This is a genomic window from Mesorhizobium sp. CU3, from assembly GCF_006442965.1.
Classification (GTDB): domain Bacteria; phylum Pseudomonadota; class Alphaproteobacteria; order Rhizobiales; family Rhizobiaceae; genus Mesorhizobium.
In genome coordinates this window covers 18,705-29,880 of record NZ_VFWX01000015.1, presented here as the reverse complement: position 1 = coordinate 29,880, position 11,176 = coordinate 18,705, and the positions used below count along the sequence as shown (strand labels likewise).

Annotated in this window: 11 protein-coding genes; 9 read left to right on the top strand and 2 right to left on the bottom strand. The window is 63.8% G+C overall.

What is annotated here, in order from left to right; translation table 11 throughout:
* Positions 1 to 6 precede the first annotated feature (6 nt).
* The 3 genes from FJ988_RS21920 to FJ988_RS21910 all read left to right on the top strand — a co-directional run bounded on the left by FJ988_RS21920 (position 7) and on the right by FJ988_RS21910 (position 1,951).
* On the top strand, positions 7 to 228 hold the full coding sequence (locus FJ988_RS21920; protein WP_140820436.1) for a cysteine rich repeat-containing protein: 222 nt from the start codon (positions 7 to 9) through the stop codon (positions 226 to 228).
* A gap of 239 nt (positions 229 to 467) precedes the next feature.
* Positions 468 to 1,532 carry a calcium:proton antiporter gene (locus FJ988_RS21915; RefSeq protein WP_246688635.1) on the top strand — a complete coding sequence of 355 codons (1,065 nt, stop codon included), beginning with the start codon at positions 468 to 470 and terminating at the stop codon, positions 1,530 to 1,532.
* A 155-nt stretch (positions 1,533 to 1,687) separates the two neighbouring features.
* Complete coding sequence (locus tag FJ988_RS21910; protein WP_140820434.1) at positions 1,688 to 1,951, top strand: hypothetical protein; 264 nt, start codon at positions 1,688 to 1,690, stop codon at positions 1,949 to 1,951.
* 101 nt (positions 1,952 to 2,052) lie between these two features.
* On the opposite strand, the gene FJ988_RS21905 is transcribed toward FJ988_RS21910, so the two are convergent.
* On the bottom strand, positions 2,053 to 2,958 hold the full coding sequence (locus tag FJ988_RS21905) for a hydrogen peroxide-inducible genes activator (RefSeq protein WP_140820433.1): 906 nt from the start codon (positions 2,956 to 2,958) through the stop codon (positions 2,053 to 2,055).
* 162 nt (positions 2,959 to 3,120) lie between these two features.
* Between FJ988_RS21905 and katG the strand changes: the two genes are divergently transcribed.
* Entirely contained in the window at positions 3,121 to 5,331 is a 2,211-nt protein-coding gene (gene katG, locus FJ988_RS21900) for a catalase/peroxidase HPI (protein WP_140820432.1), read from the top strand.
* A 72-nt stretch (positions 5,332 to 5,403) separates the two neighbouring features.
* On the opposite strand, the gene FJ988_RS21895 is transcribed toward katG, so the two are convergent.
* Positions 5,404 to 6,081, bottom strand: coding sequence for an MIP family channel protein (locus FJ988_RS21895; protein WP_140820431.1), 678 nt, complete (start codon positions 6,079 to 6,081; stop codon positions 5,404 to 5,406).
* Positions 6,082 to 6,421: 340 nt separating this feature from the next.
* Here FJ988_RS21895 and FJ988_RS21890 point away from each other — a divergent pair, with 340 nt between their 5' ends.
* The 5 genes from FJ988_RS21890 (at position 6,422) to guaA (ending at position 11,059) form a co-directional block, all read left to right on the top strand.
* Positions 6,422 to 7,711: an RsmB/NOP family class I SAM-dependent RNA methyltransferase gene (locus FJ988_RS21890; protein WP_140820430.1), complete on the top strand. Its 1,290-nt coding sequence runs from the start codon at positions 6,422 to 6,424 to the stop codon at positions 7,709 to 7,711.
* A gap of 64 nt (positions 7,712 to 7,775) precedes the next feature.
* Positions 7,776 to 8,228, top strand: coding sequence for a TspO/MBR family protein (locus tag FJ988_RS21885; RefSeq protein ID WP_140820429.1), 453 nt, complete (start codon positions 7,776 to 7,778; stop codon positions 8,226 to 8,228).
* A gap of 88 nt (positions 8,229 to 8,316) precedes the next feature.
* Complete coding sequence (locus FJ988_RS21880) at positions 8,317 to 8,778, top strand: PaaI family thioesterase (protein WP_140820428.1); 462 nt, start codon at positions 8,317 to 8,319, stop codon at positions 8,776 to 8,778.
* A gap of 3 nt (positions 8,779 to 8,781) precedes the next feature.
* A complete protein-coding gene (locus tag FJ988_RS21875; protein ID WP_140820427.1) occupies positions 8,782 to 9,420 on the top strand; it encodes a 5'-methylthioadenosine/S-adenosylhomocysteine nucleosidase in 639 nt (212 codons plus the stop codon).
* 73 nt (positions 9,421 to 9,493) lie between these two features.
* Positions 9,494 to 11,059 (top strand): glutamine-hydrolyzing GMP synthase, encoded by a 1,566-nt coding sequence (gene guaA, locus FJ988_RS21870; RefSeq protein WP_140820426.1) that lies wholly within the window; start codon positions 9,494 to 9,496, stop codon positions 11,057 to 11,059.
* Positions 11,060 to 11,176: the final 117 nt, after the last annotated feature.

Below are 11,176 nucleotides of genomic sequence, written 5' to 3'. Positions count from 1 at the left end.
TTTGTCATGCGGATTGCGTTAAGCGTGCTTTTTCTGGCAACTCAGATGACGGCCAATGTCGCATTTGCGCAGACCGCGGCCGAGCGCGAAGCCTGCCAGTCTGACTACGAGAAATTCTGCAAGGGTGTGGAGCAGGGCGGAGGCCGCATCATCAAGTGCCTGAACGATCATCTGAGTGACCTGACGCCGCAATGCCAGAAGGTCGTCAAGGAGAATACGTCCCAATAGGGCCACCAAGGCAATTCCAGCAAAATTGCTCGGTGATTTTGCCTCCGGAGTTGGAATAGAGTGCTCTAGGGCTCGGCGTACCCTACGAGTTAGCGGGACCAGCGGACGCTGGTCGGCAAGGGCCGCCGATCTCGTGGAATGTTGGCTGGATGCTCCAAGACAGGCCTAAGCAAATACCCAGGGTTGCAACGTCCAAGGCCGCATCGGGCGGTTACGGGCGAGCGGTGGTGTCTTGGGTGATGCCTTTGGCTGCCTTGGCAATGGCTCTTGGCGTGAGGGCCAGCGGCCTTTCGGTCGACGAAGGGTCGCTGAACGTTAGGATTGTCGTTGGCGCGCTGTCGAGCGCGATCATGTTCACCACGATTTTCGTGGTGCTCGACCACGCCGAGGCGCTCGCCCGGCGCGTGGGGGAGCCCTATGGAACCTTGGTGCTGACTTTTGCGGTGACGGCAATCGAAGTGTCGATCATCGTCTCCATGATGTTGCATGGAGAAAACAACCCGACGCTGGCGCGCGAGTCCGTTTTCTCGACGGTGATGATAACCTCGACCGGCGTCGTCGGCATATGCCTCACGCTTGGCGGCTGGCGCCATCGCAAGCAGGCGATCGTCCGGCAAGGGACCAGCGCCTATCTGTCGGTTCTGATAGCGCTGACCGTGATGACGCTTATTCTGCCGACCTATACCAAAGCCACGGATCCCGGCACATTTTCGGCGGCCCAGCTTGGTTTTGTCAGCGTCCTTTCAGTGCTGCTCTATGCAAGTTTCGTGTTCGCCCAGACCGTTCGGCACCGGGAGGACTTCGTGCAGGGAGAGGCGCACATTGCGACTAAACCTGCCCTTCACGAAAGCATTGCCGCCAGCGCGCTGCTGCTGTTCGGTGGCTTGATCGGAATTGTCATGCTCGCCGAGCAGGTCGCCGCAAGTGTCGAAGACACGCTCGTTGCCTACCAGGTGACGCAGTCCGACAGCATTGTCGGGGCAATGATCGCAGGGCTGGTGTTAATGCCGGAGGCCATTTCGGCAATTCGCGCTTCGCTCAACAATGAGTTGCAGCGTGGGTTGAATGTCGCGATGGGTTCCGCCTGCGCCACGATCGGTCTGACGATACCGGGAGTGGCAGCCGCCAGCCTGCTGACGGGCAGAGGATTGACCCTGGGACTACCTGCGGCTGACGCGGTGCTTTTGGTCCTGGCGCTTTTCACATGCGCCGTAAGCTTCAGCACGGAAAGAACGACGTTCCTGACCGGCATGGTCCATGTCGTGGTGTTTTTTACCTATGTGTTTCTGATCTTTGTGCCGTGAAATTGTTGCCGGTCACTGATTTAGGGTCCGGCTGTGACGGGGGCCGCATCGACGATCTGGCCTAGTCTCGATGGAACGGAATCAATCGATCCGTTGAGGCTTTCGCTCGCTGGTGTTATATTAGAAATTCTGCAGATTAAGGAGAGGGGAAACCTATGATCAGACGCGGTTTGTTTGCGCGCACATTTGCCGTTGGAGTTTTGCTCGCGATTTCGTCGATGGCGGGCGACTCCGGATTCGGTTTCATCGCATCAGTGGAAGCAAAGACGGTCGTCATCCAGAGGACCACCATCTACATCACCACACTTCCAAAGGGCTGCGTGAAGACCACCTATAGCGGTGGGATCGTGGTTTGGCAGTGCGGCACGAAATACTACCAGCCCTACAAAAACAGGTACGTGCTCGTCTACATCAAATAGTGTGGACAAGTGTGGTGTGAGACATAAAGCCTGTCACGGCCCTGCGAGGCCAGCCAGGCTACGAGAAATTCAGCGAAGAACAGGGTCGCCTCGAAGGCGCTTCACGCCAGCACCGCCGCATCCAACCCGCGTATAATCCGCGCCAGTTCCACGCATTCGTCCTGCCGGACCTTGTTGCGCCGCCAGGCCATGCAGATCATGCGTTGCGGCATCGGCTCCTGGAACGGCACGATCCTCAAATCCGGCATGACGCCGGCGGCACTTGCCGCCATTTCCGGCACCAGCGTCACGCCCAGCCCGTGCGCCACCATCTGGAGAAGCGTGGTCAGGCTGGTGGCGCCGTAGCTGGCCATCGCCACCGGCCGCACACTGCCGCAGACGGCCAGGGCTTGCTCGCGCAGGCAGTGGCCCTCTTCCAAAAGCATCAGCCGTTCCAGCGCCGGGCTCTCCGGCGGCACCGGCGGCGAGGCGAAGGCGGGGTCGCCGGCCGGCACGGCGAGGAAGAAACGGTCGGGAAAGAGCGCTTCGCTGACGAGGCCCGGATGGTCGAGCGGCAAAGCGGCGATGAAGGCGTCGAGCCGGCCCGAGGCCGCGTCGTCGATCAGCGAGGCGGTCACCGCCTCGCGCAGTTCGAGCTGCAGCGTCGGGTATTGCCGCCGCAATTCGGGCAGCGCATGCGGCAACAGATAGGGCGCCACCGTCGGGATGATGCCGAGGCGGAACCGGCCTTCCATCGCCGGGCGGCCGCGCCGCGCCGTCGTCTCGACGTCACGAATGTCGGCAAGGATGCGCTCTATGCGGGGCTGCAGCGCAGTTGCCTCGTTGGTCAGGCGCACCGTCTTGCCGCCGCGCTCGAACAACAGGCAGTTGAGCCGCTCCTCCATTTCCGCGATCTGCGCGGAGAGTGCCGGCTGGCTGACGCCTGCGAGCTTGGCGGCACGGCCGAAATGCAGCGTCTGCGCCAACGCATCGAAGTAGAGCATCTGACGTATGGTGATACCGATCATAAGAAAATCTTATTGAAAAAAACAGGAAAGGCAATTTGTCTTTATCGACTGGCCGGCCTAGTCTGGAATCATTCCAGATTGGCGCAGCCTGCTGGCCGCCCCGGAATTCCCGGCAGAAATCAACCCGGCAAGAATCAAACCTCGGCAGATTTGGAGACTAGGATGGACGCGAAAACCGACGACAACAGCGCTGGCAAATGCCCCGTCGCGCATGGACATGGCGGCAGGACCAATAAGGATTGGTGGCCGAACCAACTCGATATTTCCGTTCTGCACCAGCAGTCGAACCTCTCGGACCCGATGGGCGAGGATTTCGACTACGCCAAGGAATTCGCCAGCCTCGACCTCGATGCGGTGGTCAAGGACCTGCATAAGGTCATGACGGATTCGCAGGACTGGTGGCCGGCCGACTTCGGCCACTACGGCCCGCTCTTCATCCGCATGGCCTGGCACAGCGCCGGCACCTATCGCATCGGCGACGGCCGTGGGGGCGCGGGTGCTGGACAGCAGCGTTTCGCGCCGCTGAACAGCTGGCCGGACAACGCCAATCTCGACAAGGCCCGCCGCCTGCTGTGGCCGGTCAAGCAGAAATACGGCCGCAAGATCTCCTGGGCCGACCTTCTGATCCTCACCGGCAACGTCGCGCTGGAATCGATGGGCTTCAAGACGTTCGGCTTTGCCGGCGGCCGCGCCGACGTCTGGGAGCCGGAGCAGGACGTGAACTGGGGTTCGGAAGCCAAGTGGCTCGGCGACGAGCGCTATTCGGGCGACCGTGAGCTCAAGGGTCACCTCGGCGCCGTCCAGATGGGTCTGATCTACGTCAACCCGGAAGGCCCGAACGGCAAGCCGGACCCGATCGCTGCCGCGCGCGACATCCGCGAGACCTTCGGCCGCATGGCTATGAACGATGAAGAGACGGTGGCGCTGATCGCCGGCGGCCACACTTTCGGCAAGACGCATGGCGCCGGTGACGCCGCCCTTGTCGGCGCCGAGCCGGAAGGGGCCGGCATCGAGGCGCAAGGCCTCGGCTGGTCGAGCAAGCATGCCTCCGGCATCGCCGGCGACGCCATCACCTCCGGTCTCGAGGTGATCTGGACGACGACGCCGACCAAATGGAGCAACAACTTCTTCGACAATCTCTTCAATTACGAATGGGAGCTGACGAAGAGCCCGGCCGGAGCCAATCAATGGACGCCGAAGGGCGGCGCCGGCGCCGGCACCGTGCCGGACGCGCACAATTCCTCCAAGCGCCATGCGCCGGCGATGCTCACCACCGACCTCGCGCTGCGCTTCGACCCGGCCTATGAGAAGATCTCGCGCCGGTTCCACCAGCATCCCGAGCAATTCGCCGACGCCTTCGCCCGCGCCTGGTTCAAGCTCACCCACCGCGACATGGGTCCGGTGGTGCGCTATCTCGGCCCGCTCGTGCCCAAGGAAGAGCTGATCTGGCAGGATCCGATCCCGGCCGTCGACCATGAGCTGGTTAGCGACGCCGACATCGCTTCGCTGAAGGCCAAGATCCTCGCCTCCGGCCTCTCGGTATCGGAACTGGTATCGACCGCCTGGGCTTCTGCCTCCACCTTCCGCGGCTCCGACAAGCGCGGCGGCGCCAATGGCGGCCGTATCCGTCTCAGCCCGCAGAAGGACTGGGCGGTCAACGAACCTGCGCAACTCTCCAAGGTTCTGGCCAAGCTCGAAGCCATCCAGAAGGAGTTCAACGATGCGCAGGCCGGCGAGAAGAAAGTCTCGCTCGCCGACCTCATCGTGCTCGGCGGCGTCGCCGCGGTCGAGAAGGCCGCGAAGGACGGCGGCACGGATGTGAAGGTGCCATTCACGCCCGGCCGCATGGACGCTTCGCAGGAACAGACCGATGCGCACTCCTTCGCCGCGCTCGAGCCGACTGCCGACGGCTTCCGCAACTACAGCCGGGGCAAGCTGCCGATGTCGGTCGAGGCGATGCTGGTCGATCGCGCCCAGCTCCTGACGTTGACCGCGCCCGAACTGACCGTGCTGGTTGGTGGCCTGCGGGTGCTCGGCGCCAATGCCGGTGGCTCAAAGCACGGCGTCTTCACCGACAAGCCGGGCACGCTGACCAACGACTTCTTCGTCAACCTGCTGTCGATGGCGACGGTCTGGGATCCGGCCGCCGGCTCCGAGCCGGGTTCGGACGAGGTCTACGAAGCGCGCGACCGCAAGACGAAGCAAGTCAAGTGGACCGGCACCCGCGCCGACCTGATCTTCGGCTCGCACGCGCAACTGCGCGCGCTTTCCGAGGTCTATGGTTCGGGCGACGCCAAGGCGAAGTTCGTCAAGGATTTCGTCAAGGCCTGGACCAAGGTGATGAACGCCGACCGCTTCGACATCGCGAAGTAAGGTCGTATCCTCCCAAGGAAAAAGGCGCGTGGCCATGCCGCGCGCCTTTTTGCTTCTTTGGTCGAGCTGTATTCAGTCCTTCTCGAAGATGCCCGCCTTGGCGACGACGCCGGCAATTGCCCCGCCGATCAGCGGCGCGACGATGAACAGCCAGAGCTGGCCGAGCGCGGCGCTGCCTGAAAACAGCGCCGGGCCGATCGAACGGGCCGGATTGACCGAGGTGCCGGTCACCGGGATCATGGCGAAGTGGATGCCGGCCAGCGTCAGGCCGATGACCAAGCCGGCAAAGGCCGTGGTGTGCTTGGCGTTGGTGACGCCGAGGATGACGGTGACGAAGGTGAAGGTGCCGATCAGCTCCCACAGGAAGGCCGAGCTCATGCCCCATTTCTCCACGTCCCAGCCATTGGCGCCGAAGTTGGTGATGGGCTCGCCGGCCTTGCCGGAGACGATGATCCACAGCGCCAGCGAAGCGATGATGGCGCCGATGACCTGCGCGATCCAGTAGGGGACGACATCCTTGGCCGGCATGCGCCCTGCCAGGAACACGCCGAGCGTCACCGCCGGGTTGAGATGCGCGCCCGAGATCGGGCCGATCGCATAGGCCGCGGCGATCAGGCCGATGCCGAAGGCCAGGCCGATGCCTTCCTGACCGAGCGGCAGCGCGCCGCCGAAGCCGCCCGTGACCACGGAGGCCGTGCCGATGAACACCAACAAGAACGTGCCGAGAATTTCTGCAATATACGTTTTCATTGCCCTCTCCTCATAGGATCCGCCTGAACCGCATTGTGCGCGTCGCGAATCGCTGGTGGAAGAGTATTCCTGCCGGCGAATCTTGGAAAGCATGGCCGTTAAGCCACGATGCTTGCTTGTCTTCGCCAGTTTATGCATTAGAGGCTGATCATGTATTGCAGGAAAAGCTCTAACCTTCTTGCGGATCGGGTTTTTGATATTGCCGGCCAAGGTTTTCGGTGTCGGCCATCTCGACCGCTCGGCATGGGCAACGTATGAGCGCCGGAACAGAACTGTTTCAATCCTGGCCGGAAACGCTTTAAGAGCGGCCGGAACGATATGCGAAACGACGGAAGACAAAATGCGATTGGGCGGAAGGCTGGCGGCGGCCATCGAGGTTCTGGAAGACATTGGCCGGCGTCACCGGCCGGTGGCCGACGCCTTGCGCGACTGGGGCCTGTCGCATCGCTTTGCCGGCGGCGGCGACCGCGCGGCGATCGGCAACATCGTCTATGACGCGCTGCGTCGCAAACGCTCGGCCGGCTGGCTGTTCGGCGAGGACACGCCGCGCGCCACCGGCTTCGGCGCGCTGCTGCTCGAGTGGGGGCAGACGGCACGCTCGCTCAACGATGCGCTGGATGGCGACAAATTCGCGCCGCCGCTGCTCAGCGCCGGCGAATTGAAGGCGGTTGCCGAGCGCCGTCCGGCCGATGCGCCGGACGCCGTGCGGGCCGATGTCCCGGACTGGTGCGCACCGCTGCTTGAACAGGCGTATGGCGAAGCATGGGTCGGGGAGGGGGCGGCGCTGGCGATGCGCCCGCCGCTCGATCTCAGGGTCAACACGCTGCAGGCCGATCGCGTCAAGGTGCTGGCCGAACTGCAGGGCACCGGCGCCGCGCCGGCGGCGATCGCGGCGTATGGCATCCGCATTCCGCCCATCGACGGCGACGGCCGGCACCCCAACGTGCAGGCCGAACCGGCCTTCCAGAAAGGCTGGTTCGAGGTGCAGGACGAGGGCTCGCAGCTTGCCGCCGCCCTTGCCGGCGCCGAACCCGGCATGCAGGTGCTCGACTATTGCGCCGGCGCCGGCGGCAAGACGCTGGCGCTGTCGGCCGAGATGGACAATCGCGGCCAGCTCTTTGCCCACGATGCCGAAAAGGTGCGGCTGGCGCCGATCTTCGAGCGCATCCGCCGCTCGCACAACCGCAACATCCAGATCGTCAGCAAGCCGGTCGAGCTGGCGCCGCTCAACAGCCATATGGACATCGTGCTGATCGACGCGCCCTGCACCGGCAGCGGCACCTGGCGGCGCCGGCCCGATGCCAAATGGCGGCTGACCGAGCGGCAGCTCGATGCCCGCAGGGCCGAGCAGCAGGCGATCCTCGATACCGCGCAAGCCTTCGTCAAACCCGGCGGCCTGCTGGTCTACATCACCTGTTCGGTGTTCGACGCCGAGAATGGCGAGCAGGTCGCCGCCTTCCGCGAACGTCACAAGGGCTTTTCCCCGGTCGACCATCGAGCGCTCTGGAACGGGCGCTTCCCCGGTCACGAGCAGGCCGCGCGTGTGGCGGACGCCGGCGGCATCTCGCTGTCGCCGGCGCTCAGCGGCACCGACGGCTTCTATTTCCACGCCTTGCGCCGGGCCGGTTGAACCGCTTCTTGACGGGCAACCGCGCTGCTCCAGTTTTGTACCGGGTCAACCGGATGGGGCGCGCTTGCAGAAATACCTGTCGCTTGTCGTCTTTGTGCTGCTGGTTCTCGGCGGCGGTCTGCTGATCGGCTATGCTACCTTGCCCGGCGAATGGTATGCGTCGCTGGTCAAGCCGCCTTTCAATCCGCCGAACTGGGTCTTCGGCCCGACCTGGTCCGTACTTTACATTCTGATTGCGATTGCCGGCTGGCGGACCTGGCGGCAGCCACCAGGCGGCGCGGCGATGAGGCTCTGGGCGGCCCAACTGGTCCTCAATTTCCTTTGGTCGCCGACATTCTTCGGCGCCAAGATGATGGGGCTTGCGCTGGTCGTCATCCTGTTGCTGTTGGCCAGCATCCTGATGTTCATTGCCCGCACTTGGAGCGGCGACAGGGTTTCCGCCTGGCTGTTCGTCCCCTACGGCGCCTGGGTCGCGTTCGCCACTTTGCTCAATGCCTCGTTGCTCTGGCTGAATTGATGCCCTTGCTGCAGTGCAGCAATTGAGATTGCGCGTCGCTCCCGGCTCTGCAATAAGCTTCGCCAGCAAAACGAGAAGGCGACAGGCCATGGCAGCAGCCAAGATCGTACCCGCTCCCGATTTCGAGGAACGCGTCAGGGCCTCCTTTGCCCGGCAAGAGGCGATGGCGACCATCGGCGCCGAACTGACCCTGGTGACGCCCGGCATCATCGAAATCGAGATGCCTTATTCGGCGGCACTCACCCAGCAGCACGGCTTCCTGCATGCCGGCGTCATCTCGACCGCATTGGACTCGGCCTGCGGCTACGCCGCCTTCTCCCTGATGCCGCAGAATTCCAGCGTTCTGACCATCGAGTTCAAGGTCAATCTCCTGGCGCCGGGCAAGGGCGAGCGCTTCCTGTTCCGCGGTTCGGTGACCAAACCCGGCCGCACCATCATCGTCGCCGACGGCCAGGCCTACGCTTTCGCCGCCGACGGCGAGGCGAAGCTGATCGCCACCATGACAGGCACGATGATGACAGTCGTCGGCCGCGACGGCATAGAAGGCTGATCCATGGCCAGCGCTGTCAAGATCGCAGGCAAGTCCGTTCTCTTCGTCATGGCGGTCGAGGCCGAATACGGCCCGCATCTGAAAAAGCTCTTCACGCCGATGATGACCGGCGTCGGCCCGGTCGAGGCCGCGGTGCGGCTGGGCGCGGAACTTGCAGCGCTCAAGGCCAAGGATGCGCTGCCGGACCTCATCGTCTCGCTGGGGTCCGCCGGCAGCCGCAGGCTCGAGCAGGCGGAAATTTATCAGGCGGTGTCGGTGAGCTACCGCGACATGGATGCTTCGCCGCTCGGCTTCGAGAAGGGCGCAACGCCCTTCCTCGACCTGCCGGTGTCGGTGCCGCTGCCCTTCGTCATCCCCGGCATCAGGACTGCGACGCTGTCGACCGGCGGCGCCATCGTCTCCGGCATCGCCTATGACGCGATCGACGCCGATATGGTCGACATGGAAACCTTCGCCTGCCTGCGCGCCTGCCAGTTGTTCGGCGTGCCGCTGATCGGGCTGCGCGGCATTTCCGACGGCGCGGCCGATCTCAAGCATGTCGGCGACTGGACCGAATATCTGCATGTCATCGACGAGAAGCTCGCGGCTGCCATCGGCTTGCTCGAGCAGGCGATCGCATCCGGCGCGGTCCATCTGGCATAAGGCCGAGAAGGAGACGGAAAGCCGCAGCGCGCAACCCATTGCGCCGAATCGGTTCTTTCTCTAAAGGCTCGCCATGACGACGACAGCCAATCATCCCGACACCGTCCTGATTGTCGATTTCGGCAGCCAGTTCACGCAGCTAATCGCCCGCCGCATCCGCGAGGCCGGCGTCTTTTCCGAGATCGTGCCGTTCCAATCGGCCGAAGCTGCCTTCAAGCGCATCAACCCGAAAGCCGTGATCCTGTCCGGCGGCCCGGCCTCGACCGGCGACATCGGCAGCCCGCGCGCCCCGCAGATCGTCTTCGACGCCGGCGTGCCGGTGCTCGGCATCTGCTATGGCCAGATGGCGATGTGCGTGCAGATGGGCGGCGTCGCCGAAAGCTCCAACCACCGCGAGTTCGGCCGCGCCTTCGTCGAGATCGAGAAGGAAAGCCCGCTGTTCGACGGCCTGTGGGCGCCCGGCCAGCGCCACCAGGTGTGGATGAGCCACGGCGACCGCGTCATCGAGCTGCCACCGGGCTTCAAGGTGCTCGGCAAGTCGGAAAGCTCGCCCTTCGCCATCTTCGGCAATATCGAGCGCAGGATGTACGGCATCATGTTCCACCCGGAAGTGGTGCACACGCCGGACGGCGCGAGGCTGCTCAGGAATTTCGTCCACAACATCGCCGGCATCGAGGGCGACTGGACGATGCGCGCCTATCGCGAGCATGCGGTCGAGACGATCCGCCAACAGGTCGGCAAGGGCAAGGTCATCTGCGCCCTGTCGGGCGGCGTCGATTCTTCCGTCGCGGCGTTGCTAATCCACGAAGCGGTCGGCGATCAGCTGACCTGCATCCTCGTCGACCATGGCCTGATGCGCAAGAACGAGGCGCAAGGCGTGGTGGACATGTTCCGCCAGCATTATAATTTGCCGCTGATCCTGGTCGATGCTTCCGACAAGTTCATCTCGGCGCTGGAAGGCGAGAGCGATCCGGAAAAGAAGCGCAAGACGATCGGCCGCCTGTTCATCGAGGTCTTCGAAGAAGAGGCGAAGAAACTCGGCGGTGCAGATTTCCTGGCGCAGGGCACGCTCTATCCCGACGTCATCGAGAGCGTCTCCTTCTCCGGCGGCCCGTCGGTGACGATCAAGTCGCACCACAATGTCGGCGGCTTGCCCGAGCGCATGAACATGAAGCTGGTCGAGCCGCTGCGCGAATTGTTCAAGGACGAGGTGAGGGCGCTGGGCAAGGAGCTCGGCCTGCCCGAGAGCTTCATCGGCCGCCATCCGTTCCCCGGCCCCGGCCTCGCCATCCGCTGCCCGGGCGGCATCACCCGCGAGAAGCTCGAGATCCTGCGCGAGGCGGACGCCATCTATCTCGACGAGATCCGCAAGGCCGGCCTCTACGACGCCATCTGGCAGGCCTTCGCCGTGCTGTTGCCGGTGCAGACCGTCGGCGTCATGGGCGACGGCCGCACCTACGAGTTCGTCTGCGCCCTGCGCGCCGTGACCTCCGTCGACGGCATGACGGCTGACTTCTACCACTACGACATGAACTTCCTCGCCGCCGCCGCCACCCGCATCATCAACGAGGTGAAGGGCATCAACCGGGTGGTCTACGACGTGACGTCGAAGCCGCCGGGCACGATCGAGTGGGAGTAGGGGGAAAACGGCGGAAGTTTAAGACTGAGCTGCAGCGAAGTCGTCTGTGCCCAACATGTCGACCCGTTGGTTTGCTCAAGGACGATTATCATGCCCTGGAGCGGTTCGCCGTCTCAC

Excerpts from the sequence above, each read along its gene's own strand:
- FJ988_RS21880 (WP_140820428.1), top strand. The coding sequence starts at position 8,317 with ATGGCAGCAGCCAAGATCGTACCCGCTCCCGATTTCGAGGAACGCGTC.
- FJ988_RS21910 (WP_140820434.1), top strand. The coding sequence starts at position 1,688 with ATGATCAGACGCGGTTTGTTTGCGCGCACATTTGCCGTTGGAGTTTTG.
- FJ988_RS21920 (WP_140820436.1), top strand. The coding sequence starts at position 7 with ATGCGGATTGCGTTAAGCGTGCTTTTTCTGGCAACTCAGATGACGGCC.
- guaA (WP_140820426.1), top strand. The coding sequence starts at position 9,494 with ATGACGACGACAGCCAATCATCCCGACACCGTCCTGATTGTCGATTTC.
- FJ988_RS21895 (WP_140820431.1), bottom strand. The coding sequence starts at position 6,081 with ATGAAAACGTATATTGCAGAAATTCTCGGCACGTTCTTGTTGGTGTTC.
- katG (WP_140820432.1), top strand. The coding sequence starts at position 3,121 with ATGGACGCGAAAACCGACGACAACAGCGCTGGCAAATGCCCCGTCGCG.
- FJ988_RS21875 (WP_140820427.1), top strand. The coding sequence starts at position 8,782 with ATGGCCAGCGCTGTCAAGATCGCAGGCAAGTCCGTTCTCTTCGTCATG.
- FJ988_RS21915 (WP_246688635.1), top strand. The coding sequence starts at position 468 with ATGCCTTTGGCTGCCTTGGCAATGGCTCTTGGCGTGAGGGCCAGCGGC.
- FJ988_RS21890 (WP_140820430.1), top strand. The coding sequence starts at position 6,422 with ATGCGATTGGGCGGAAGGCTGGCGGCGGCCATCGAGGTTCTGGAAGAC.
- FJ988_RS21905 (WP_140820433.1), bottom strand. The coding sequence starts at position 2,958 with ATGATCGGTATCACCATACGTCAGATGCTCTACTTCGATGCGTTGGCG.